Annotated in this window: 17 protein-coding genes and 2 pseudogenes; 10 read left to right on the plus strand and 9 right to left on the minus strand. The window is 63.7% G+C overall.

The window, feature by feature from the left end:
- Positions 1-156 precede the first annotated feature (156 nt).
- Together G5V57_RS31940 and G5V57_RS31945 are read right to left on the minus strand one after the other, a co-directional pair.
- Positions 157-4,068: an AsmA family protein gene (locus G5V57_RS31940; protein ID WP_165172976.1), complete on the minus strand. Its 3,912-nt coding sequence runs from the start codon at positions 4,066-4,068 to the stop codon at positions 157-159.
- Positions 4,069-4,123: 55 nt separating this feature from the next.
- Positions 4,124-5,509, minus strand: a complete 1,386-nt coding sequence (locus G5V57_RS31945) for an FAD-binding oxidoreductase (protein WP_165172978.1) — start codon at positions 5,507-5,509, stop codon at positions 4,124-4,126.
- 76 nt (positions 5,510-5,585) lie between these two features.
- Between G5V57_RS31945 and G5V57_RS31950 the strand changes: the two genes are divergently transcribed.
- The 5 genes from G5V57_RS31950 (at position 5,586) to G5V57_RS31970 (ending at position 9,606) form a co-directional block, all read left to right on the plus strand.
- Positions 5,586-6,068: a thioesterase family protein gene (locus tag G5V57_RS31950; RefSeq protein ID WP_165172980.1), complete on the plus strand. Its 483-nt coding sequence runs from the start codon at positions 5,586-5,588 to the stop codon at positions 6,066-6,068.
- 82 nt (positions 6,069-6,150) lie between these two features.
- Positions 6,151-6,333: a hypothetical protein gene (locus G5V57_RS31955; RefSeq protein ID WP_165172982.1), complete on the plus strand. Its 183-nt coding sequence runs from the start codon at positions 6,151-6,153 to the stop codon at positions 6,331-6,333.
- A 175-nt stretch (positions 6,334-6,508) separates the two neighbouring features.
- The gene (locus G5V57_RS31960; protein ID WP_165172984.1) at positions 6,509-6,700 is read left to right on the plus strand and encodes a hypothetical protein; all 192 of its coding nucleotides are present in this window, start codon (positions 6,509-6,511) and stop codon (positions 6,698-6,700) included.
- A gap of 117 nt (positions 6,701-6,817) precedes the next feature.
- Positions 6,818-9,163, plus strand: coding sequence for an ATP-dependent helicase (locus G5V57_RS31965; RefSeq protein WP_165172986.1), 2,346 nt, complete (start codon positions 6,818-6,820; stop codon positions 9,161-9,163).
- Complete coding sequence (locus G5V57_RS31970; RefSeq protein WP_165172988.1) at positions 9,163-9,606, plus strand: GNAT family N-acetyltransferase; 444 nt, start codon at positions 9,163-9,165, stop codon at positions 9,604-9,606. Before G5V57_RS31965 ends, G5V57_RS31970 begins: the two co-directional genes overlap by 1 nt.
- Here G5V57_RS31970 and G5V57_RS31975 read toward each other — a convergent pair.
- Both G5V57_RS31975 and G5V57_RS31980 read right to left on the minus strand, forming a co-directional pair.
- On the minus strand, positions 9,603-10,115 hold the full coding sequence (locus G5V57_RS31975) for an AAA family ATPase (protein WP_165172990.1): 513 nt from the start codon (positions 10,113-10,115) through the stop codon (positions 9,603-9,605). The two genes, G5V57_RS31970 and G5V57_RS31975, sit on opposite strands and share 4 nt — an antisense overlap.
- A pseudogene (locus G5V57_RS31980) lies at positions 10,112-11,511 on the minus strand (MFS transporter). Before G5V57_RS31980 ends, G5V57_RS31975 begins: the two are co-directional and overlap by 4 nt.
- 192 nt (positions 11,512-11,703) lie before the next feature.
- Between G5V57_RS31980 and G5V57_RS31985 the strand changes: the two are divergent.
- The 3 genes and pseudogenes from G5V57_RS31985 to G5V57_RS31995 all read left to right on the plus strand — a co-directional run bounded on the left by G5V57_RS31985 (position 11,704) and on the right by G5V57_RS31995 (position 15,104).
- Complete coding sequence (locus G5V57_RS31985; protein ID WP_206530134.1) at positions 11,704-12,111, plus strand: hypothetical protein; 408 nt, start codon at positions 11,704-11,706, stop codon at positions 12,109-12,111.
- A 224-nt stretch (positions 12,112-12,335) separates the two neighbouring features.
- Positions 12,336-14,190, plus strand: a pseudogene (locus tag G5V57_RS31990) (ABC transporter ATP-binding protein).
- An 8-nt stretch (positions 14,191-14,198) separates the two neighbouring features.
- On the plus strand, positions 14,199-15,104 hold the full coding sequence (locus G5V57_RS31995) for a 50S ribosomal protein L11 methyltransferase (protein ID WP_165172992.1): 906 nt from the start codon (positions 14,199-14,201) through the stop codon (positions 15,102-15,104).
- Positions 15,105-15,211: 107 nt separating this feature from the next.
- On the opposite strand, the gene G5V57_RS32000 is transcribed toward G5V57_RS31995, so the two are convergent.
- Positions 15,212-15,415: a DUF1127 domain-containing protein gene (locus tag G5V57_RS32000; RefSeq protein WP_246737447.1), complete on the minus strand. Its 204-nt coding sequence runs from the start codon at positions 15,413-15,415 to the stop codon at positions 15,212-15,214.
- 484 nt (positions 15,416-15,899) lie between these two features.
- On the opposite strand from G5V57_RS32000, the gene G5V57_RS32005 reads away from it, so the two are divergent.
- Positions 15,900-17,399 (plus strand): bifunctional UDP-sugar hydrolase/5'-nucleotidase, encoded by a 1,500-nt coding sequence (locus tag G5V57_RS32005; RefSeq protein ID WP_165172994.1) that lies wholly within the window; start codon positions 15,900-15,902, stop codon positions 17,397-17,399.
- A 69-nt stretch (positions 17,400-17,468) separates the two neighbouring features.
- Here G5V57_RS32005 and G5V57_RS32010 read toward each other — a convergent pair whose 3' ends face one another.
- Positions 17,469-19,145: an adenylate/guanylate cyclase domain-containing protein gene (locus G5V57_RS32010; protein ID WP_165173004.1), complete on the minus strand. Its 1,677-nt coding sequence runs from the start codon at positions 19,143-19,145 to the stop codon at positions 17,469-17,471.
- A 192-nt stretch (positions 19,146-19,337) separates the two neighbouring features.
- Between G5V57_RS32010 and G5V57_RS32015 the strand changes: the two genes are divergently transcribed.
- The gene (locus tag G5V57_RS32015; protein WP_165173006.1) at positions 19,338-21,152 is read left to right on the plus strand and encodes an aminopeptidase P family protein; all 1,815 of its coding nucleotides are present in this window, start codon (positions 19,338-19,340) and stop codon (positions 21,150-21,152) included.
- Here the strand turns inward: G5V57_RS32015 and G5V57_RS34030 are convergent.
- The 3 genes from G5V57_RS34030 to G5V57_RS32030 all read right to left on the minus strand — a co-directional run bounded on the left by G5V57_RS34030 (position 21,149) and on the right by G5V57_RS32030 (position 23,263).
- Positions 21,149-21,619: a cupin domain-containing protein gene (locus tag G5V57_RS34030; protein ID WP_206530352.1), complete on the minus strand. Its 471-nt coding sequence runs from the start codon at positions 21,617-21,619 to the stop codon at positions 21,149-21,151. The genes G5V57_RS32015 and G5V57_RS34030 overlap by 4 nt on opposite strands.
- An 80-nt stretch (positions 21,620-21,699) precedes the next feature.
- The gene (locus tag G5V57_RS32025; protein ID WP_165173010.1) at positions 21,700-22,725 is read right to left on the minus strand and encodes a phytanoyl-CoA dioxygenase family protein; all 1,026 of its coding nucleotides are present in this window, start codon (positions 22,723-22,725) and stop codon (positions 21,700-21,702) included.
- Positions 22,726-22,810: 85 nt separating this feature from the next.
- A complete protein-coding gene (locus G5V57_RS32030; RefSeq protein ID WP_165173012.1) occupies positions 22,811-23,263 on the minus strand; it encodes a VOC family protein in 453 nt (150 codons plus the stop codon).
- Positions 23,264-23,277: the final 14 nt, after the last annotated feature.

Genomic DNA, 23,277 nt, shown 5'->3' on the forward strand with positions numbered 1-23,277 from the left:
CTAAATTGGAAATCGAGTGTGCCGCCTTGGCTCGCGGCCGTTGCTTCCTAACATGTTTGTTGGCGAGGCATGATCACACTGGCACCGCGGCATCGTCAAGTGCCAAACGGCACCGCCCGCTTCCGCGCGAATATTGCAGGAGTGCAACAGCGCTGCTTAGGGTCTGCGCCCGAACAGGCGATCGAAGAAGGACGGCTCCTCCTTCGGCGGCTCCTCTGCCCGCTTCTGCGGCGGCACCAGGACGAGCGGCGCACCGGGATCACGCGCCTGCGCCTTCACGGGCCTCGGCTTCTTCGGCTGCGGTTTCTTCACCTCCGGCTTGGGCGGCGGCGGTCCGAATATGCTGCCATCCGCCGTCTCGGGCTGCAGCGGCTGCATGTCGGTCGCATCGCTCGCGGCCTGTGCACCATCGCCGGCAGGTGGCGACTGCTCGACGCGGGGCGCTGATTCCGCGGGCAGTACCGGCTCGACCCGGGGTGCCGGCTCGGCGGGCAGTACGGGCGCGGCGGCATTGGCCGGCGGCTCGGCTGCCTGGGCCGCATCCGGATCATGTGCCGGTTGCTCCTCGATGACGATGGGCTGGCGCGCCTGAATCTCGCGATGGACGCGCAGTTCCTTCAGCCGGCGCTGCATCTCGCGGCGATGATCATAATAGGCTTCGAGCTTCGCCTCGTCCTCGCGCCGCTGCGCTTCCTCCTCCTCGAGGAGCTTCTTCTGCTCGGCCTGCAGCTTCTCCAGCTCCTTCAGCGTGCGCTCAACCACCTTGAAGCCGAGCTTGGATTCGAGCGCGGCAACATCAACGAAGCGCCCGAGCGCATCGGGCCTACCGCTAAAGGTGACGGCGAATTGCGGCTCGTCCTCGAGCGTCCTGAGCTTGACCTGCATGGCGGCATCGAGCCGCCCGTCGGCGAGATCGATCCTGGGCTGCAGGCTCGTCTCCTCGATCGCCGAACTGCGCGCGAATGCCGGCATCGTCACTGCGCCGTCGGCAATCTTGATAATGCCGCTGACATTTCCGAAGTCGAGCACGCCGCCGCTCGACAGCGCGGTGAAGGCGGCCTTGAGCTCCTCCCCGGTCGTCGCCGCGCGCGCCATCTCGACGAAACGCCCGGGATCGATATTGATGACTTTCAGCCCTTCGATGTCGTAGCTGCCGGACCCTGAGAGGCTGGCCAGGACCGCGCCCGGGGTACGGCCGTTGCCCGCGACTTGCACCGATAATTTGGCACGCCCCTCTGCCACCGGCTTTCCGGACGCATCACTGAGACTGCGGCCGAGATCGACAGGGATCACCAGGCGGCCGTCGATGGCCTTTCCGCCGCCTTGCGGCTTGGCGCCGATCTCGATCGCCACATCGCCGCCGAGATAGCCCTTGCCGAAAGCGGCGAGACGCACCTCATCGGCGCTGGCGCTGATACCGATCTGGGTCTCGTTCACCGTCAGGCCGTCGGCGATCTCGAGTGCTTCCGGCTTGATCCACAATTCGCCGATGAGGCCACGCGGCGCCGCGGGCGCGAAAGGCAGTTCGATATCGAGAGGTCGGCCGTCCCATGGCATGAAGACGAGGCCGAAGAGCCGGGCGAAGGAAACCGGGCCGGTCGAGAACTCGCCCTTGAGGCGGTTGCCGCCGTCGAAGGTCACCGAGCCGGACAGCGGCGCGCCCGCGACGAAGCCTCGCACGTCCGGCAGGACGACGCGCGGCAAGGCCACTTCAACATTCGATTCGACCGACAGCGCGCCGCCGACATAGTCGGCGACGCCCGCCGCCTGGAACAGGGAGGCCGGCCGCTCGGCGAAGAGCCCGGCGCGGCCGGTGCCTGTCAGCACATTGTTGTTGCGCAGAAACTTGCCTTGGAACTGGCCCTTGGCGCCAAAGGCATCGGCCTTGATATCGGCGACGAGCCCGTTGGCGAGCGATCCCGTCAGCGTTCCCGAAAGCTTGGCCGCCCCTTCGGGAACCGTCACCGGCCGCATGCCGGAGAGCTTGAGCAGCCCGGCGCCGCTGGCGCTGCGCAATGTGAAATCGGCGCTGATCTCCCCCGCCAGCAGATTGCCCTCGCCGGCTGCCGCCAGCGTTGCCTCGATATCGAGATCGCCGGTCTTGCCGATGACCCGGACATTCGCGGACTGTCCCTCTTCGTCGGGCTTGAGATCGGTCGTGATGTTGAGATTGGTCTTGCCCAGCGCCTCGGCCCAGATCGGACTTTCATTCTTCGGATGCAGCCCGAGAAGCTGCAGCAGGCTGCGCGGATCTTCCGCCGTGACGCCCGCGGCGATCGAACCTTGATAGCCGTTCGCCGTCGGTGTCAGGAGACCGGTGATATCGAGCCGCGCCTCCCCGACATTGCCGATCTCGACGGTCTTGAGATCAATTTTTCCGTCAATAGCCGCGATGTCGACGATGACGTCGCGGGCATCGACGCCATTGAGCGCGGTGGCACCCGATTGCAGCGTCAGGCGCAGGTCATGGCTGGCCGCCCATTGTGTCAGGAGGCCGGCGGTACCGAGCCAGCCGCCGCTTGCCAGGCCATTGGGCACGAAGCTGTCGATGTCCAGGGCGCTCGCATCCAGCCTGATGTCGACTACGGCACGCTCGCCGAATCCGATCGTGAGCGCGCCTTTGCCTTGCGATTCATCGATCTGATAGTTGAGGTCCTGCAGCCTGAGCTGCCCATATGTCGCATCGAAGCGCGTCTGCAGCTTGAAGCGGCCGCGGCTGCCGGTCCAGAATTCGGCGATCTCGCCACGCCCTTCGGGCCAAACCCAGGATATGAAATCGCGCAGACTTCCCGCCTCGCCGGCGAGGTCGCCGGCAAGCTGCGGGCCGGTGTCGGTCACCACGAAAGTTCCGGTGAAGAGCCCACGTGCTTGACCGGGCATGCCGGCGGACAGCTCCTCGATCCTGATCGCCTCCTGGTTCGCCGTGAAAGCGAGCCTCGCATTGTCCAGTGCCTCGCCGCCGACCACGAGCGAGGTCACGCCGAGCGTGGCGTCGACTTCGACATTGTCCGGCATCAGCCCGAGTGCGTTTTCGAGCAGTGCCAGGCCACCGCCCTCGCGGACCAGACTCTTCGCCTTGGCGCCGGCAACCTGGTCAAGATCGAAGCGGGTCGCTCTGAGATCGGCTTTCAGCGCCACATTAGTGCCGAGCGCGATCTCGGCGCTGCCGGTGAGGAGATTGGCGCTCTCGGTGTTGCCGTCGCGCGGCGAGATTTCGATCTTGTCGAGCGCCACCGTGTCGAAATCGGACGTTACCTGCGCCGTCATCTCCATCGGCCTCAGTTGGCCCTCGGCGTCGCTGCGCCCATCGACGCTTGCCGCCGGCTGGACGCGCAGGCCACCGGTCACATGACTACCGTCATTGGCGCCGTCGAACTGATAGACGAGGCCCGAGCCGTCGCCGGAGCCAATGCGGAACCCGAATTTGAATGGCGTGTCGGGCGTCCAGGCGCCGGTATTGACTGCGATGTCGATCGGCCGTTCGTGATAGGCGGCGACCCCGCGCAGGCGCCACGGCCCCGCGAAATTCTGGGCCGCCAGCGTCGCATTGACTCTGGTGATGGTCGCCCGACCGGCCCGCCGGTTGTCGATCACATGCACGACGCCGTCGCTCACGGTGATTTGATCGAGCCTGATCCGGTCGAGGAGTCGCAGTTCGCTCGCTGGCGCCTGCGATTTGAGGTGCCAGTTGCCCTCACCCGTGGCGAGGCGCTCGAAGGCGATGACCGGACGTATGACATCGATTGTCTCGACCCGGATCTCGCCGCCGATGAGGCCGGCCAGCGTCATGCGGACATCCACTTCCTCGGCCGTGATGAAATCAGGGACGGAGGCGCCAGGCGGATTGGCCACTTTGACATCGTGGAGGGTGAGCTTGGGCCAGGGAAACAGCCGGCCGGAAATATCGCCCGCCACCCTCACCTGGCGGCCAGTCACCTTGCCGCCGTAGTTCTCGATCGCCACCCGGTAGCTGCCCCAGTCGATAACGAAGGGCGCGACAAAGGCCGCCGCCACCGCCAGAACGAGGGCGATCCCGAAATAGAGAACGGGCGATTTCCAGAGCTTCATACCGATATCGGTCCAACCTGTCGCTGCCGCTATGGATGGCAGACGGACACGGCGATCATAAGGCGACTATCTTGCCCGGGTTAAGGATATTCTTGGGATCGAGCGCCTGCTTGATCTGCCGCATCAGGGCCACGCCCTCGGCCCCATGCTCCAATTCGAGAAAGGCCATCTTGCCGCGGCCCACCCCGTGCTCCCCGGTCGATGTGCCCTCCATGGCGATCGCCCGTTTGATGAGCCGCTCATAGAAGCCCTTCACCCGCGCCACCTCCTCGGCGTCGGCGCGGTCGCAATAGAGCACCACATGGAAATTGCCGTCACCGACATGGCCGACGATAGGACCATAGAGCCCGTTGGCCTTGAGATCGGCCTGGGTCTCGTTCACGCATTCGGCGAGCCTGGAGATCGGCACGCACACATCGGTGGCGAAGGCCTCCTTGCCCGGCACGAGCGCCTTGGTGGCCCAGAAGGCGTCATGGCGCGCCTGCCAGAGACGCTGGCGATCCTCTTCCTTCGTAGCCCAGGAGAACGGCCCGCCGCCCATTTCCTCGGCGATACCTGCGAACAGCAGCGATTGTTCCTGAGTACCGGCTTCGGTGCCGTGGAATTCGAGGAACAAAGTCGGCGCCACTTTGAGGTCGATCTTGGAATAGGCGTTGAAGGCCTTCACATGCTCCTCGTCGACGAGCTCGATGCGCGCCACCGGTATGCCGAGCTGAATGGTCTGGATCACCGCCCGGCAGGCGGCGTCGATCGAGGGGAACGGACACACGCCGGCGGCGATCGATTCGGGGATGCCATAGAGCTTCACCCCTACTTCCGTGATGATGCCGAGTGTCCCCTCCGAGCCCACCAGGAGGCGGGTGAGATCATAGCCGGCCGACGACTTCTTGGCCCGCCTGGCGGTCCTGACAAGTTCGCCATTGGCCATGACGGCGGTGAGATTGAGGACATTCTCCCGCATCGTGCCGTAGCGCACCGCATTGGTGCCGGAGGCCCGTGTCGCCGCCATGCCGCCGATGCTGGCATCGGCCCCGGGATCGATCGGGAAGAACAACCCCTGGTCGCGCAGATGCGTATTGAGCGCCTTGCGCGTCACCCCTGCCTCGACCCGGGCATCGAGGTCCTCGACATTGACTTCAAGCACCCTGTTCATGGCCGACAGGTCGACCGAGATACCGCCAAACGGGGCGGTGAAATGACCTTCGAGCGAGGTGCCGGTGCCGAAGGCTATGACCGGCGTCTCGTAATTGCCGCAGATCGAGACGATGCGCTGCACCTCTTCGGTGGATTTGACGAACGCGACCGCGTCGGGCGGCGCGCCCGGCGTCCAGGTCTGGTCCTTGCCATGCTGCTCGCGCACCGCCTGGGCGGTCGAGAGCCGGTCGCCCAGTATCGCTTTGATCTCGGCCACCGCCTGGGCTGAACTGTTCCGCCTAATCATCTGTCATCCGTCCTGGGTGTCTGCTATCGGTTCCGCGCCCACCTGGGACATTTAGTCAGGATTCACGGAAAAGACGATGGCCTTCCCTGCCCCTTTCGTAAGCTCCGCCCACAAGATCGAGCCGGAATGGACCGACTATAACGGCCATTTCAACATGGCCTATTACAATGTGCTGTTTGACCGGGCAGGCGACGAGGTTTTCGACGCCATCGGCCTCGGTGCCGCTTATGTGAAGCGGGCCAGCTGCTCCTTCTTCACGCTCGAGGCGCATGTCACCTACCTGCGCGAGTTGCATGCCGGTGATTCTGTCACCGTCGATGTCCAGTTCCTCGATTATGACGCCAAGCGCATTCATTATTTCGAGCAGATGCGTCATGCCGGTGAAGGCTTCATCGCCGCGACCAGCGAGCTCATCATCATCCATGTCGACATGACGACCCGCAGGTCGGCTCCGTTCCCGCCTGACGTGCTCGCCAACATCAAGGCGATGCGTGAGGCCCATGCTGCACTGCCGTTGCCGCCGCAGATAGGCCATCGCATCGGCATCCCGAGAAAATAGTGGCCCTGCCACATTATGCGCGCATTTCCGCATGATCCTTTGCATCGTCCAGGGACGGCGCAACATACGGAGAAGCACCCACATGCAAGCTCTCGAAATCCTGGATTATGCCCGTCAGCTCCACGAAGTGCGCGGCGAAAGGGCCGTGCTGGAAGCCGCTCAGCGCGCCAATGCCTGCGAAGCGAAAGGCGACAGTGAGGCGGCCGCCAATTGGCGTCGCATCCAGTCTGCATTGACGACTATTCAGTCGCCACATGTGAGCTGATCATCGGCTCGTCAACGAAGCGCGTCGGCGCGCCAGTCAGGTTGCGCGCCGTTGGCATTTCGAAACCGGTTTGGCCGGAAACAAAAAATCCAGTTGTGCCCCGCCACTGCAATAATATCGTCTCATTCTCCAGCCATAAGTCGCTCGTCAACCGCAAAACAAGGGAGGTCGGCAAATGCAGGACGCAACGATTATCGAATTCGCCCGCCAGCTTCTCGTCATTCATGGCGTGAAGGCGAGTGAAGAGGCCCGGGTCCATGAGCGCATTTGCGTGAAATACGGCGCCGAGCGCACCGCCGAGGCCTGGCGCAGCGTCCAGACCGCCCTCGCGGATATCAAGGACAAGAAGGCGAATTGCCTGCATTAGCGCGCATCGGCCGATGCGGCTAAAATCAACCGATTCAAGCCCAGTCCAAACGCATCGTGATCCAGCGCGGAGTTGCTATATAAGGGTGCGAAACTTCAGGATTCGCACCCTTTAAACATGACGTCGCGTCCCATTGATCTAGGTGATTTCGAGGAAGTCCCGCCGCCCCAGAGGCCCGGCGGTTTGTCGGCGCGCGCCCTGGCGGGGGCCGAGCCCCCCTATCTCAAAGGCCTCAATCCGGAACAGCGCGCGGCGGTCGAGACAACCGACGGGCCTCTTTTGGTGCTGGCGGGTGCCGGCACGGGCAAGACCCGTGTCCTGACCACCAGGCTCGCCCATATCCTGGCCACCGGCCGGGCCTGGCCGGGCCAGATCCTGTGCGTGACCTTCACCAACAAGGCCGCGCGCGAGATGCGCGAGCGCATTGGCCATCTGATCGGCGGCGTGGTCGAGGGCATGACCTGGCTCGGCACCTTCCACGCCATAGGCGTCAAGATCCTGCGCTCCCATGCCGAACTCGCCGGTCTCAAATCCGGCTTCTCGATCCTCGATACGGACGACCAGATCCGCCTTCTGAAGCAGATCATCGAGGCCTCCGGCATCGACGAGAAGCGCTGGCCCGCCCGCCAGCTGGCTTCGCTCATCGACAACTGGAAGAATCGCGGCCTGCTCCCGGCCAAGGTGCCCGCCGGCGAGGCCCATGCCTATGGCAATGGCCGTGGCGCCGAGCTCTATGCCGAATACCAGGCCAGGCTCCGGGTCGTGAACGCCGTCGATTTCGGCGACCTTCTTCTTGAAGTTCTGCATATATTCCAAGACCATCCGGACGTCCTGAAGGAGTATCAGCGCCGCTTCAAATACATGCTGGTCGACGAGTATCAGGACACCAATGTCGCCCAATATCTGTGGCTGAGGCTGCTCGCCCAGGGCCACAGGAATATCTGCTGCGTCGGCGACGACGACCAGTCGATCTATGGCTGGCGGGGCGCCGAGGTCGACAATATTCTGCGCTTTGAGAAGGATTTCCCCGGCGCCAAGGTGATCAGGCTCGAGCGCAATTACCGCTCGACACCGCAGATTCTCGGCGCCGCGTCGGGCCTCATCGCCAAGAATGAGAGCCGCCTCGGCAAGACGCTCAGGAGCGAGCGCGACGACGGCGACCAGATCGCTTTGCGCTCGCACTGGGACGGCGATGAGGAAGCCCGCGCCATCGGCGAAGATATCGAGCAATTGCAGCGCAAGGGCGAGAAGCTCAACGACATGGCGATCCTGGTGCGCGCCTCATTCCAGATGCGCGCTTTCGAAGACCGCTTCATCACATTGGGCGTCCCCTATCGCGTCGTCGGCGGTCCGCGCTTCTATGAGCGCCAGGAAGTGCGCGATGCACTCGCTTATTTCAAGATCACGGCCTCGCCCGACAACGATCTCGCCTTCGAGCGCATTATCAACGTGCCGAAGCGCGGTATCGGTGACACGTCCGTCAAGCGCATGCACGAGCATGCCCGCAAGGACGGCGTCTCGCTCTACCGCGCCGCTGAAGTTCTGAGCCAGACCGACGAGTTGCCGGCCAAGACGCGCACCTCTTTGCGCACGCTGCTCGAGTCCTTCGCGCGCTGGCGCCAGACGCTGCAGGGCCTGCCTCATACCGAGCTTGCCGAGATCATACTCGATGAGTCCGGCTACACGACCATGTGGCAGAACGACAAGAGCCCGGAAGCGCAAGGCCGCCTCGAGAACCTGAAAGAGCTTGTCCGCTCTATGGGCGAGTTCGAAACCATGGCAGGCTTCCTCGAGCATATCGCGCTGGTGATGGACACCGATGCCAACAACAGCGAGGACAAGGTCAACATCATGACCTTGCACTCCGCCAAGGGCCTCGAATTCGGCACGGTCTTCCTGCCCGGCTGGGAGGAAGGCCTCTTCCCGCATCAGCGCTCGCTAGACGAGAATGGCCGCGCCGGCCTCGAGGAGGAACGCCGACTGGCCTATGTCGGCATCACCCGCGCCAAGCGCCGCGCCACCATTTCCTTCGCCCAGAACCGCCGCGTCCACAATCTCTGGCAGTCGAGCCTGCCCTCGCGCTTCATCGACGAATTGCCGGAAGCGCATGTCGAAGTGGCGCCGATGGCCAATTCCTATGGCGGCTATGGCATCGGCTCCTATGGGACGAGCCGCTTCGAGGAGCGCACCACGCCCTTCTCCAACACTTACGACACGCCGGGCTGGCAGCGCGCCCAGCGCGCCTACGCCAAGGGCGAGGCCATGCGATCGTCGCCACATATCATCGAGGGCCAGCTGGTGGCGCGCGAGACCGAGGGCAAGAACATCGCCCGCGGCGCCAGAGTCTTCCATCAGAAGTTCGGCTATGGCCGCGTCAGCCATGTCGACGGCAACAAGCTCACCATCGATTTCGACAAGGCGGGCGAGAAGCGCGTTCTCGATTCCTTCATCGAGCTGGCCTGATGGCGGATATCATCGTCAGGCCCGCGCGTCCTGAGGACAAGGCCGCCTGGCGCGATATGCGGGCGGCCCTTTATGGCGAGGATCCTTCCCTTCTCACCGATGTCGAGGGCTATTTCGCCGGCGATCCGATGATCGCCGCCGCCTTCATCGCCCAAGACGGCAGTCACGTAGGTTTTGTCGAACTCTCCTTGCGCAACTATGCCGAGGGCTGCGTCTCGTCGCCGGTTCCCTATGTCGAGGGACTCTATGTGGCGCAAGGTGCCCGCCGGCGGAATGTAGGCCGCCTGCTCATCGCCGCAGCGGAAGACTGGGCCAGGACCAACGGCTTTACCGAGATGGCCAGCGACACGCAGATCGAGAACGAGGCGAGCCTCGGCGCCCACCAGGCTTACGGCTTCAGCGAGGTCGAGCGCATCGCCTGTTTGCGGAAGCGACTCGATTAGGACCGGAGGATCCGCTCCACCACCTCTTCGGCGGTCATTTGAGATGTATCGAGCCACAGGCCGAGCCGTGGCGTCTCCCGCTCAAGCGCATTGGCCAGGATGTTCGGCGGAAAGCCGTCGCTGTAGCCCGGCTTGGAGCGACCCGCCCCGCGCCTCGCCAGCGTTTCGGCGCCGGGATTGAGCACGATGATCGTCGGATCGAGATCGGCGAGCCGTTCCGCCGCCTGGCTCAGCGCCGCACCGATCAGGATGTCCTGATAGACGACGGTGAAGCCGGCATCGTGATAGGCACGCGCCACATCGCCGGCGAGCCGATGGCGCAGAGCGAGCTGCGACAGGGCTTCCTCCGAGAGCACCGGTCCCATTTCGGCGCGGCCTGTGACAATCATGCGACGGAACACATCACCGCGCAGATGCACGGACTTCGGCAGGCTCTCGGCCAGGAGCTGAGCAACGGTCGACTTGCCGGCCGCCATCGCACCAGTGATGATGAAGAGCCTGGGTTTCATTTCTCGACCAGCACGGCTTTGCCCGACACCTCGGCACCGGCATCCTTGGCGAGTTTCAGATGCGAGAACACCGAGAGCACGCTGATCATCGCCACGGTGAAGAAGGCGAAGGAGAAGTCCTCCACGGTCAATGTCAGATCACCTCTCAGATATTGCGCGATTTCCAGCACCGAGGCGGCGCAGACGACGCCGGTCGCGAGCGAGAGCTGCTGTGCCACGCTATAGAAGCTCGTCGCCTTGCCCATCTCACGCGGCGGGATATCCGAATAGGAGAGCGCGTTGAGGGAGGTGAACTGCAGGGAACGGAAGAAGCCGCCGGCCAGCAGCACCGCCAGGATCAGGAGATGCGGGGTTTGCGGCGTAAACAGGCCCTGCGCGGCGAGGAAGACCGTGCTGATCAGCGCGTTGCAGATGAGGACGCTGCGAAAGCCGAAGCGCTTCAATATGCGCGCCGCGGTGAACTTCATGGTGAGCGCGCCGAGTGCCGCCGCGCAAGTCAGGCTGCCCGACTGGAATGGCGTCAGCTTGAAGCCGAGCTGCAGCATCAAGGGCAGGAGAAACGGAATGGCGCCGATGCCGATCCGGAACAGGCTGCCGCCCATGACGCCCGACCGGAAGGTCGCGACGTTGAGAAGCTTGAGGTCGAGGATAGGATTGGCGGTGCGCCTGGCATGCCGCACATAAATTGCCGTCAATATGGCGCCGACGACCATCAGTATCTCCGCGCCATGCGCCGGCAGCACGTCGCGGCCGAACACCGTCGCGCCGAAGACCAGGGCCGACAGCCCGAAACCCGACAGGAGGAAGCCTTTGGCGTCGAGCGGCGGCACCCCCTCCTCGCGGATATCCGGCATATAGAGTGTTGCCAGCACCAGCCCGAGAAGCCCGAAGGGAATATTGATGAAGAAGATCCAGCGCCAGTGGAAATAAGTGGTGATGAAGCCGCCGATCGGCGGGCCGAGGATCGGCCCGAGCAGCGCCGGAATGGTGAGCAACGCCAGCGCATTCACCATCTCGCTCTTCGATACTGTCCTCAGAATGATCAGCCGCCCGACCGGAACCATCATGGCGCCACCAAGGCCCTGCAGAGCCCTGGCCGCGATGAGGCCTTCGAGCGAAGTCGAGAGACCGCAGGCGATCGATCCCACGGTGAAGACGGTCATGGCGGCGCGAAACACGTTGCGGGCGCCGAACCGGTCGGCGCACCAGCCGCTGACCGGAATGAAGACGGTCAACGCCAGGAGGAGGTGGTGAAAGCGAGCTTCAGGATGACCGGATCTACATGCAGATCAGCGGCGATGGCCGGCAGCGCGGTTGCGATCACCGTCGAATCTGTATTCTCCATGAACAGCGCTGAGGCGACGACGAGCGGGACGATGCGCGGTAGGGAGGCCATGGCGGCCCCTCGTTAGCATGTGTGCCAGGGGGCCAGACACGCAATTGTCGGCGGAGCCCCATTCCGAAGTGTCGGCACATCGATAAAATCATCCTAACTATCTGAAGTATATGATCTTTTAAATTCACCTATTTGGGAACTTTAGTCCTTGCCGCACGTTGACAGGCATCATCCATTTGATGGGAGACAAGAATGGATACCAACCCTCAGTATCGCGCGAAGACAGATCCAAAAGTCGATCCGACTGTCACCTATAATACGGAAATCCGTCGCGGCTCGAGCAGCAGCACGGGGTGGATCATCGGCGGCTTGGTCGTTCTGGCGCTGATCGCAGCCTTCTTCATGTGGGGAGGCAGCTCCAATACGCCTGCGCCCACGACAAATACCACGACGGAGCAGCCCGCGACACCGCCGGCGGCCCCCGTGACTCCTGAGCAACCGGCGACGCCAAGCCAGCCTGAGGGCAACACGACGACGCAGCCCCAGAGCACCGCTCCGGCTCCGGCTCCGGCTCCGGCTCCGGCCCCTGAGCAGCCGGCCGCGCCGGCAACACCCGCGCCGCAAGGCGGCACCACCGGCCAGGGCACGACCAACCCGTAACGCGTCTGTTTGGATTTACCACAAGGAACTCCGCCGCACCGCGCGGCGGAGTTTCTTGACGTGACGATCACTTGATCACGCCGGCCCCCGCTTCCCTCTTCAAATTTGCTCCGCTATAAGACGGCCAAGATTTTCGGGAGAGTCGCAGCTCTTTCCGCCCGAACGCTTCTGGAGCCCAAAAGGCGAAGCGTTCCATCTTTGGAGCAAAAACCGTGTTCGAGCGTATTTTCAGCTGGCTGGAAAGCCGGACCGATACGTTTCCGTCTGTGAAACCGACCCAGCCCGGCAGTACCCTGTGGGGCTTCATCTGGCATTATACGCGGCCATTCTGGCCGATGATCCTCGTTTGCTCGGGCCTAGCCTCTGCGGTCGCCCTGATCGAGGTGGCGCTGTTCTCCTTCCTCGGCAATCTCGTCGATTGGCTCAACAACGCCGATCGCGCGACTTTCTGGGACGTGCACGGCACCCGCCTCATCATCATGTCGGTGCTGGTGCTGCTCGTCCTGCCGATCCTCAAATTCTGGTATGAGGCGGTCGTCCATCAGGGGCTCATCGGCAACTTCGCTATGCGTATCCGCTGGCTGGCGCATCGCTATGTGTTGCGCCAGAGCGTCGACTTCTTCCAGAACGACTTCGCGGGCCGCATCGCCACCAAGGTCATGCAGGCGGCGCTGGGCACCCGCGACACGGTGATGAAGATCACCGAGGTGCTGGTCTATGTCGGCGTCTATTTTACCGGCGCCGTCGTCATGTTCGCGGCGAGCGACTGGCGCCTTGCGGTGCCGCTCGTCCTCTGGTTCGTCGGCTATCTCCTGGTCATGCGTCATTTCGTGCCGCTGCTCGGCAAATTGTCGAAAGCGCAGGCCGATGCGCGCTCCATGGTCACCGGCCGCATCGTCGACAGCTACACGAATATCTCGACCGTCAAGCTCTTCGCCCATGCCGACCGCGAGGATCTCTACGCTCGCGATGGCCTGCGCCACATGCTCGACACCGTCTATAGTTCGCTGCGCACCACCACGCGCATGACAGTGGCGCTCAATATATTGAACGCCCTCCTCCTCTTCTCGACGGGCGCACTCACCATCTGGCTGTGGTCGCTCAACGCGGTGACGACGGGCGCGCTCGCCTTCACCGTCGGCCTGGTACTGCGCATGCAGGGCATGGCGCATTGGATCCTGTGGGAAGTGGCGGGTCTGTTCGAGGATATCGGCACCGTCCAGGACGGCATCGAGACCATTGCGCGCGAACGCAGCCTCGTCGATGTCCCGGATGCGCAGCCGCTCATCGTGACCAAGGGTGAGATCAAGTTCGAGAGTATCGGCTTCAACTACGGCAAGTCGTCCGATCGCGAGAAGAGCGGGGTCATCGACAACCTCACTTTGACCATAGCCCCCGGCGAAAAGGTGGGACTGGTCGGCCGCTCCGGCGCCGGTAAGTCGACGCTTGTCAACTTGCTGCTGCGTTTCTACGACCTGCGCCAAGGCCGCATTCTCATCGACGGTCAGGACATCGCCAGGGTCACCCAGGAGAGCCTGCGTGAGCAGATCGGCATGGTGACCCAGGACACTTCGCTGCTGCACCGCTCGGTCAAGGACAATATATCCTATGGCCGCCCCGACGCCTCGATGGAGGAAATCGTTGAAGCAGCCAAGCGGGCGCATGCCGATGAGTTCATCCCGCAGCTCGTCGATCCCAAGGGCCGGCGCTCCTATGACGCCCATGTCGGCGAACGCGGCGTGAAACTGTCGGGCGGCCAGCGCCAGCGTGTCGCTATTGCCCGCGTTCTGCTCAAGAACGCGCCGATCCTGATTCTCGACGAGGCGACGAGCGCGCTCGATCTCGGAAATCGAGGCGGCTATCCAGGAGAGCCTTTACAGCCTCATGGAGGGCAAGAGCGTCATTGCCGTCGCCCACCGGCTGTCCACCATCGCCGCCATGGACCGGCTCGTCGTCATGGACAAGGGTCGCGTCGTTGAGGAAGGCTCGCATGACGAGCTCCTGCGCAGAGGCGGCCTCTATGCCGATTTGTGGCGCCGCCAGTCAGGCGGCTTCCTCGCCCGCGAAGCGGCGGAATAGCGGGTCGCATGGAGTTCACCCTCACCATCGGCGATCTGCGGGAAGATCGCGCGGTGGAGCTCGCGGCGTTCCTCGAGAATCTGGACGAGGCGCCGCCGGCCGTCACCCTCAACGAGACCGACGAGGCGGCGAAGCTCTGGAATGTCGTAGCCTATTTCACTGAAGAGAAGGAAGCCCGCGCCGCCGGCGCGATGCTGAAACCCCATCTGGGGCTGGAGGAGGCCTTCTCCATCGACGCCCTGCCCGATGTCGACTGGGTGCGGCGCTCGCTCGAGGGCCTGGCGCCGGTCGTCGCCGGGCGATTCTTCCTCTATGGCTCGCATGACCGCGAGCGCCGGCGTGCGGGCGGCATCTCGCTCGAAATCGATGCCGGTACGGCCTTCGGCACCGGCCATCACGGCACGACCTCCGGCTGCCTCCTGGCGCTCGACCACCTGTTGAAGCGCGGCGCCCCGAGGCGGATCCTCGACGTCGGCTGCGGCACCGGGGTTTTGGCGATTGCCGCCGCGCTGGCTTTGCGCCGCGCCGTCACCGCCAGCGACATCGATCCCATCGCCGTCGATGTGACCCTTGCCAATGCCCGTAATAACGGCGCCGGCCCCTTGCTTGCGGCGATCACGGCGCCCGGCCTCAAGCACCGGCGGATCGCCGCTTCAGCACCCTATGATCTGATTTTCGCGAATATTCTGGCGCGGCCGCTGATAGCGCTGGCGGGTGACTTGGCCGCGAGCCTGGCGCCCGGCGGCAGCCTGATTCTGTCCGGCCTCACCCTCGATCAGGAACAAGCGGTGCGCGCCGCCTATCGCAATCGCGGCCTCATCCCCGAGAGCCCGATCAGGCTCGGCAATTGGGCGACGCTGGTTTTCAGACAAACCGGATCCCGAATAGCCTTTCGGAAAGAAATCGGCGCCTGAAAAGCAAAAGCCCGCGGCGTTTCCGTCGCGGGCGTCAATTGGGCAGTGCCGCAGGCAGCGGCCGGGAACTGGCTTGGCGCACGTCCTTCGGACCTGCGCCGGAAACCTTAGTTACCCCAGACCATCCGGTGGATTTCCGAACGGCGCATGCCGATATCGGCCAGGAGACGGTCGTCCAGGGCCTGCAGCTGGCGCTCGGCGCGGCTGCGCGACACGTAGTTGACGACGCGGCTCGAAACGCGGGTCAGGAAATCGGGGATCATGCGAGTGCCGTTACGGCTGGTTTCGCGGTTGAAAGTCGTCGTGTTCATTTCTAGCTCCTGTTTCGTCACACCGGACCAACGGCCCTTCGGCAATCGCACCCGATGTGGTGTTAACTAATGTTGTTGTGCATTGCACAAGCACGGACCTTATATGAGGACCCGCTTGCGTTGCACCAGAGGGCCGGTCAGCATGCGAGACATGCAATAAACTCATATCATCGTTCACATATCATTAATCAACCACGTCAAGTTAGTCGACTTTATCTTATCACATTGAAATTGCTATATTTACCGCAATTCCAACACAGTTCAGACACAATCGAAAAGCGGCCCCTATTAGCGCTTTAATGCCAGCATGGGAGAGAAAACGCGAGGAACGGGCAGAAACGCCATGCTGACAGCGCATAAACTCAGGCGATGTCTTTTTGCATCGCACCATTACCTTTCGGCACTATTTCCTTACCCTTGCGTGAGGCGGACAGATGCTTTCCAATGGCGCTCCCGCAACCATGTGTGTCTGGAGCCTTCCGTTATGAGAGCCTTCCACAGACTTGCCGTTTTCGCTGCCTTTGCCTTCTTTCTTTCGGCCCAGGCTTTCGCCGAGCAGGTCACCGTCTCCTTCATTCAGACCAATGACATCGACAAATTCGAAGGCTCAGGCGAGCGCGGCGGTTTTGCCCGCCTCAATGCGGTCGTGAAGGCAGAACGCGCCAAGGGCAGCCATGTCGTCTATGGCCATGCCGGCGACATGATCTCCCCCTCCCTGCTTTCCGGCCTCGACAAGGGCGAGCACACGATCATGCTCACCAATCTCGCCCCGCCCGATGCCTTCACTCCCGGCAATCACGAATATGACTTTGGTCCGGAAGTGTTCCTGAAGCGCATGGCCGAGGCCAAGTTTCCGCTCCTTGCCGCCAATCTCCGCGATCCCGATGGCAAGCTCCTCCCCAATTTCTCCGACACGCTGATGATCGAACGTGGCCCCCTTAAAATCGGTATCGTGGGGCTTACCTCGGATGAAAGCGCCCATGCCTCGAGTCCAGGCAATCTCAAGATCGCCGACGCGCTGGAAACCGGCCTCGCCAAGGCCAAGGAATTGCGCGAGGCGGGCGCCGACTTCGTCGTGGCGCTCACCCATTCGGGCCGCGGCGAGGACCGCGCCATGGTCGAGAGCCGCCTCATCGACCTCATCATGACCGGCCATGACCAGGACCTGCTCATCAACTATGACGGTCGCGTCGCCGCGATGGAATCCTATGAGCAGGCGGATTACGTCAGCATCGCCGACATCACCTTCGACATTTCGGAGAAGGACGGCAAACGCGTCGTCAAATGGCACCCGAGCTTCCGGGTGATCGACACCAAGGACGTGACACCAGATCCCGAGACCAAGGCCAAGAGCGACGAACTCGCCGCGATGCTGGCCAAGGAGCTCGATGTCGCCATCGGCACCACGACCACGCCGCTCGACAGCCGCCGCGCCACGGTCAGGAGCGCGGAAGCCGCGATGGGGAATCTCGTCGCCGATTCGCTGCGCAAGGCGGTCGACGCCGATGTCGCCATCACCAATGGCGGCGGCCTGCGCGGCAACAAGGAGTATCCGGCCGGCCATGCCATCACCCGCAAGGACGTCCTGACCGAGCTGCCTTTCGGCAATCGCACCATGAAACTGCAGGTCACCGGCGCCACGATCCTATCGGCGCTCGAGAACGGCTTCAGCGAGATCGAGGACAATGGCGGTCGCTTCCCGCAGGTTTCGGGGATGAAGGTCGTCTATGACGCGGCGAAGCCCAAGGGCCAGCGCGTCGTCTCGGTCGAGGTCGCCGGCAAGCCGCTCGACGTCAATGCGAAATACACACTCGCCACCAATGATTTCATGGCCAATGGCGGCGACGGCTATTCGGTGTTCCGCGAGGCGAAGCCCCTGCTCACCGTGCGCGACGCGAAATTGATGGCCAATGACGTGATGGTTTATGTCAGCGCGCACAAGACGATTTCTCCGGCGGTCGAAGGCCGCATCGTGAAGAAGTAGCGAGCGCGTTTCACACTTTCCCTTCTCCCCCGTGCAGCGTGGGAGAAGGGGAAAGTCGAGAGAGCGTCCCTACCTCTCGGCCGCCCGGCTCCACAACCTGATCTTGCCGGTGCGGCCGCGCAGTTCGTGCTCGCCGCTGTCGCCGTATTCGCGCACCGCGTCCTCGCCGGCTTCCTGGCGTGCCGCCCGGATCACCGCGTCGCTCGCCAGCACCGCGATATTCAGTGCCCGCGTCATCTCCTGGATGCGGCTCGCCACATTGACGGTGTCGCCGATGACGGCGAATTCCATGCGCCGCTCGCTGCCGATGTCGCCGAGCACCACATCGCCGTGATGGAGCCCGATGCCGAGATGCATCGGCTGCAGACCGTTGGCGCGCCGTTTCGCATTCCAGCGCGCGATCGCTTCCGCCATCGCCGCGGCGCAGGCCAGCGCATTGGCGGCATCGCGGGGTCCTGCCTTGGGCGTGCCGAAGGTCGCCATGAGGCCATCGCCCAGGAACTTGTCGAGCGTTCCGCCATGCGCGAAGATCGCCTTCTCGAACATGCGCAGCAGCTCGCGCAGCAGCGCCATGACCTGCATCGGCGGCATCGCCGCGCTGATCGTGGTGTAACCCCAGATATCGGCGAACAGCACGGCCACGCGCTGGGTGCGCGCTTCGTCGAGCCGGCCGCCTGTCTGCATCAGCCCATCCACCATGTTGGGCGAGAAGTAACGCGCCAGATTGGCCCGCTTACGCTCGGCATCGCTCAGGCGCTTTTGTACCTCCATTTGCCGCGTGATGTCGCGCAGCGCGCCGACCACCCGCCGGGGCCCTTCCGCGCCATAGACGATGAGGCCGCGCATCACGATCCATTGCGTGGCGTCTGGCTTCGGCTCATAGCGGCATTCGATGTCGAACGTCTCCTCGCGGCGCTCGAATTTGTGCCGGAAGGTGGCGCGCAGGAAATCGCCGTCGGCTTTCACGAACAGCCTGATCAATTCGTCGATGTTGCCGGAGAGGCTGGCGGGTGCGAGCCCCAGCACTTCGTGCAGGCGCGGCGAGAGGAAGATGCTGCCCGATTTCACGTCCCAGTCGAACAGCCCGTCATGGGCGCCGCGCGCCGCCAGCGCATAGCGTTCTTCCGAGAGTCTGATCTTCTCGTCCGCCTGCTCGCGCTCGACGGCGCCGGCGATGAGTGCGGCCGCGGTGCGCAGCACATGGATCTCTTCCGAGCTCCAGCCGCGCTCCTCCTTGCAATCGTCGAAGCCGAGGAACCCCCACCATTTTCGTCCCACCATGATCGGCACGGAGATGAAGGACAAGGTGTGATGCTCGATGAAGACCTGGCGCGTATAGCCGGTCGTCTCGCTGAACTTCGCCTGGACGATCTCGCCTCGCTCGCGCTTCTCGGCCCACTCGCCCAAATGCTCGGGATCGTCGTCGTCGGAGAGCGGCATGTTGCTGTAGCGGGGGTCGCTGCTGAGCGGGGAAAGCCCCTTATCGGCCCAGTCGTGCCGGCACGACTGCACCCTGTGGCCATCGGGTCCGGGATGGACTTCGAACATGGTCACCCGGCTCATCTGCGTGGCGTGCCCCAGCCGCTTCAGGAAGTCCTGGACATGGTCACGCCAATCGCCCGCCATCATGCGCGTTGCCGCATAGGCGATGGCGTCGAGCATCGCCAGCCGCCGCTTGGCCTCGATGATCGCATCAGGGCCGATGACCGCCAAGAGGTCCTGGTCGACCGGTGGTCTGGTCTTCATGGCTGCCGCCGTCCCAACGTGAACTTACGCCCCGTCTCCTCGCTCTACAGGATTGCCGTGCGGAAGGAAACGGCCTCGCAGCTCTTTTAAGGCGGTGCAGTCCTCTGGGTGTCTCACGGCGAGGTTGCGTCATGTCTGAAGCGATCGCATCGCCAACTTCTCAACTACGGGAGGATATGCTCTATATGGGCCATGTTCCAATCATTCGACGACGTCTCCGAAGGTCACCTCTCGCGCGAGCGCGTGACGCGCTTGCGCGAGGAACTCCAGCGCCGCCAGCTCGACGGCTTCATCATCCCCCGCCAGGACGAGTTCCAGGGTGAATATGTGGCGCCCTATGCCGAGCGGCTGCGCTGGCTCACCGGCTTTGCCGGCTCCTGGGGCCTCGCCATCCTGATGTCTGATCGCGCCGCCATCTTCGTCGACGGCCGCTATACGATACAGGTGCGCCAGCAGGTCGATACCGCGATTTTCACGCCCCGCCATCTGGTCGAGGAGCCGCCGGCGGAATGGCTGGAAAAGGAACTGAAGCCTGGTGAGATCCTGGGTTACGATCCATGGTTGCTGACCGCCGATCAGATCTCCCGCTTCGAGAAGGCGGCGGCCAAGGCCGGTGCCAAGCTCCAGCCCGTCGACGGCAATCCCATCGACGCGATCTGGGCCGAACAGCCCAAGCGTCCGATGAAGCCGGTCTCCGTCCAGCCGACGCAGTTCTCGGGCAAGAGCGCCAGGGACAAACTCGACGATGTGGCGAAGAGTCTGGAGAAGGCCGGCGCTGATGCGGTGGTGCTGACCCAGCCTGACTCGGTCGCCTGGGCCTTCAATATCCGCGGCGGCGATGTCGCCTACACGCCAGTGGTTCTGAGCTATGCCATCCTGCACCGCAAGGGCGAAGCTGAGCTCTTCATCGACACCGCCAAATTGCCGGAGGATGTGACGGCGCATCTGAAGAGCATCGTGCGTCTCAAGGCTCCCCAGGACATCGAGGCCTCGCTGGCGAGCCTCGGCCGCGAGAAAGCCCGCGTCCAGATCGATCCCGACTGGACACCGGAGCGCATCCGCGCCGTACTGGCGGCTTCCGGTGCCGAGATCGTCCACGGTAAGGACCCTTGCGTGTTGCCCAAGGCGCGCAAGAACGCCATCGAGCAGGAAGGCGCGCGCGCCGCTCAGAAGCGCGACGGAGTCGCCGTGACGCGTTTCCTCTGTTGGCTCGACGCGGCCGCACCCAAGGGCGGCCAGGATGAAGTCACCGTCGCCCAGAAGCTCGCCGAGTTCCGTGCCGAGGGCGGCATGCTCAAGGACCTCTCCTTCGATTCGATCTCCGGCGTCGGCCCCAATGCGGCCATCCCGCATTACCGCGTCTCAAGGGCAACCGCCTTGCCGCTGAAAGACGGCGAGATCTATCTCATCGACTCCGGTGCGCAATACCAGGACGGCACGACCGACATCACCCGCACCGTCATCGTCGGCACGCCGACGGCCGAGATGAAGGACCGTTTCACCCGCGTGCTCAAGGGCATGATCGCTCTGTCGCGCATCCGCTTTCCCAAAGGCACCTGCGGCAGCCAGCTCGACGTGCTGGCGCGCCAGCCGCAATGGATGGCGGGCCTCGATTTCGATCACGGCACCGGCCATGGCGTCGGCAGCTATCTCTCCGTCCATGAGGGCCCTGCCCGCATCAACAAATCCGACCGCACCCCGCTCGAGCCCGGCATGATCCTCTCCAACGAGCCCGGCTATTACAAGGAAGGCCAGTATGGCATCCGCATCGAGAATCTCATTCTCGTGCGCGAGCCGGAAGCGATCCCTGGCGGCGAGCGCCCGATGATGTCCTTTGAGACCTTGACGCTCTGCCCGATCGACCGCCGCTTGATCGAGCCAGGCGTCCTGGCACCTGAGGAGCGTGACTGGCTCAACGCCTATCATGCCCGCGTCGAGCGCGAGATCGGCGCCTTCCTCGAAGGCGCGGAGCTTGCCTGGCTGAAGCAGGCCTGCGCGCCGGTTTAAGGGAACCGCCGCACCGTCCAGTCCGCACTGATCCGCGCGGTGGAGGCGCCCACCATGGACCACTCCGCTTGGATCCTTCTGCGGCCGCGATCGTCGCGTGGCTCGGCACCGTGCATCTCGACCACCAGATAGCGCGCCGGCGATTCGCTGAGCGCGCGGATGCCATGCAGGGATCCGGCGGGATGATAGAGGAATGCCGGCGCCGTCACCGTTCGTCCCATCGTCTGGACCGTCCCCTCGAAGAGCGCGATCAGCACGTCATAGGGATCTGCATGCGGCGCGTAGCCGCCGCCCGGCTGGAGCACGCTGCGATGGGCGTGCAGCTTCTTGAGGAAATGCGTTCCTCCCTCGAAGACGAGCCGCGTTTGAAAGGACTTGTCGGAGGCCGCGCACTCGCCGGTGTCGGAGAAAACGCCCGCCGCCGCATGTTTCGGGAGCCCGAGTGAGGCGCCCCGCCATTTATACATGAGATAGACGATCGGCTTGTCGCTCGCATTGCGGATCGTATGCCAGCGATAGGCCGGATAATAGGCGAAGTCGCCGGGCTTCAGCCGGTGGACGGCAGGCGTCGGATCATCCTGGTTTCGGGCAGGACGATCTCGGCCTCGCCGTCGATGACGACCAGGATCTCCTCCTCGACATGCGCATGCGGGGGATGCGGCGAGTGCCCGGGCTGCAGCAGAGAGTAATGCGCACCGAGATGCCCCACCGCGGCCGTCCTGCCCGCCATGAGCGGCTGCGCTATCCATGCTCCGTCACCGGCCGGCGCATCGAGCCCGGCGATCACCGGCTGGTCGAGCGCCTTGTCGCGCGGCGGCTCGACGAGATTGCGATATCCGCGTGCCCGGCCGAGAACCGTAATCGCCGGCGGCAGCTCCGGCCTGTAGGCGAACGGCCAATTCATCGTTTTGGCGAGGTCCGGGATGCGCACCTGATGATGGCCCGCCGCAAACTGCAGCAGCAAGGCGCGCCTGGGTCTGCTCCCGGCATTGAGCGAGCCGTGCCAGATGCGTCCGTCGAACAGTACGGCGTCTCCGTCCCGCACATCGGCCGTCGACAGCTCGGCATCCGCGATCGTCTCGCGCGCCCAGGCGAGCGCCCGCTCGGCGGTGCGGTCCGGGCGGGCGACTTGTTTTTCATGCGCGACCTGCTGCAGCGGCTTGCCGATCCGGTGCGAGCCGCCGATATGCTGAAGCGCCGACTGTGCCGAGGTGTTTTCGAGTCCGATCCAGACTGAGACGAAGCGGCCGCCGGGATGGCTGGTCTCGATGTCGGTATGCCAGGGATGCACCTCCCCCGGCTCTTTCGCGATGACCTGGGCACCCCAGAGATAGACATGCTGGCCCAGAAGCTGTGCCAGCGCCACCAGAAGCTCGGGCTTCGTCGCGAGGCCGTAGAGGAGTTGATCGCGCACCGCGAGGCCTTTGCCCCAGACGGCCGGTGCGGCCAGTTCGCCGCTGCGGACATAGCGTTGCAACAGGCGGCATTCGGCATCGGTCAAGAATCGATACGGCCCGGCATAACCTTGCCGTTCGAAGGTCGCCTTGAGACCCGCCTCAAGCATCGGTTTCATCTCGCCATCCCCGTTCCGCGGCCGAAGGGCCGGCGAGAACGGCAGCATGGTAGATTTGCCGTATCACACAATCAAGCCGGCCAGATTACGCGGCCGCGGCTTCCCTGAGCGTGGCGATGTCGATCCTGGACATTTGCATCATCGCCTGCATCACGCGCTGCGATGTCGCGGGATCTGGATGGGTGAGAAGCTCGACCAGCACTCTCGGAACGATCTGCCAGGAAAGGCCGTATTTATCCTTGAGCCAGCCGCATTGCCCCTGGGAGCCGCCCTCCGACAGCTTCTCCCATAATTCATCGACCTCGCCTTGCGACGTGCAATCGACGGTGAGTGAGATCGCCTCGCTGAACTTGAAATGCGGCCCGCCATTGAGCGCAACGAATTGCGTGCCTTCGAGCTCGAATTCGATGGTGAGAACCCTCCCCTCCGGCCCCGGCACGGACTTGCCGATCTTCGAATTCCTGAAGATTGAGGCGTAGAACTTCGCCGCCTCCTCGGCCTGGTTGTCGTACCACAGGAACGGCCTGATTTTCTGCATGACGTATCTCCGCT

It is taken from the genome of Nordella sp. HKS 07, assembly GCF_011046735.1.
GTDB lineage: Bacteria > Pseudomonadota > Alphaproteobacteria > Rhizobiales > Aestuariivirgaceae > Taklimakanibacter.

What these genes read in the sequence shown, in the direction of transcription:
- G5V57_RS32030 (WP_165173012.1), bottom strand. Translation starts at nt 23,263, where the DNA reads ATGCAGAAAATCAGGCCGTTCCTGTGGTACGACAACCAGGCCGAGGAG.
- G5V57_RS31950 (WP_165172980.1), top strand. Translation starts at nt 5,586, where the DNA reads ATGGCCTTCCCTGCCCCTTTCGTAAGCTCCGCCCACAAGATCGAGCCG.
- G5V57_RS31955 (WP_165172982.1), top strand. Translation starts at nt 6,151, where the DNA reads ATGCAAGCTCTCGAAATCCTGGATTATGCCCGTCAGCTCCACGAAGTG.
- G5V57_RS31985 (WP_206530134.1), top strand. Translation starts at nt 11,704, where the DNA reads ATGGATACCAACCCTCAGTATCGCGCGAAGACAGATCCAAAAGTCGAT.
- G5V57_RS31960 (WP_165172984.1), top strand. Translation starts at nt 6,509, where the DNA reads ATGCAGGACGCAACGATTATCGAATTCGCCCGCCAGCTTCTCGTCATT.
- G5V57_RS32025 (WP_165173010.1), bottom strand. Translation starts at nt 22,725, where the DNA reads ATGAAACCGATGCTTGAGGCGGGTCTCAAGGCGACCTTCGAACGGCAA.
- G5V57_RS31975 (WP_165172990.1), bottom strand. Translation starts at nt 10,115, where the DNA reads ATGAAACCCAGGCTCTTCATCATCACTGGTGCGATGGCGGCCGGCAAG.
- G5V57_RS32000 (WP_246737447.1), bottom strand. Translation starts at nt 15,415, where the DNA reads ATGAACACGACGACTTTCAACCGCGAAACCAGCCGTAACGGCACTCGC.
- G5V57_RS32015 (WP_165173006.1), top strand. Translation starts at nt 19,338, where the DNA reads ATGTTCCAATCATTCGACGACGTCTCCGAAGGTCACCTCTCGCGCGAG.
- G5V57_RS31970 (WP_165172988.1), top strand. Translation starts at nt 9,163, where the DNA reads ATGGCGGATATCATCGTCAGGCCCGCGCGTCCTGAGGACAAGGCCGCC.
- G5V57_RS32005 (WP_165172994.1), top strand. Translation starts at nt 15,900, where the DNA reads ATGAGAGCCTTCCACAGACTTGCCGTTTTCGCTGCCTTTGCCTTCTTT.
- G5V57_RS34030 (WP_206530352.1), bottom strand. Translation starts at nt 21,619, where the DNA reads ATGTATAAATGGCGGGGCGCCTCACTCGGGCTCCCGAAACATGCGGCG.
- G5V57_RS32010 (WP_165173004.1), bottom strand. Translation starts at nt 19,145, where the DNA reads ATGAAGACCAGACCACCGGTCGACCAGGACCTCTTGGCGGTCATCGGC.
- G5V57_RS31995 (WP_165172992.1), top strand. Translation starts at nt 14,199, where the DNA reads ATGGAGTTCACCCTCACCATCGGCGATCTGCGGGAAGATCGCGCGGTG.
- G5V57_RS31940 (WP_165172976.1), bottom strand. Translation starts at nt 4,068, where the DNA reads ATGAAGCTCTGGAAATCGCCCGTTCTCTATTTCGGGATCGCCCTCGTT.
- G5V57_RS31965 (WP_165172986.1), top strand. Translation starts at nt 6,818, where the DNA reads ATGACGTCGCGTCCCATTGATCTAGGTGATTTCGAGGAAGTCCCGCCG.
- G5V57_RS31945 (WP_165172978.1), bottom strand. Translation starts at nt 5,509, where the DNA reads ATGATTAGGCGGAACAGTTCAGCCCAGGCGGTGGCCGAGATCAAAGCG.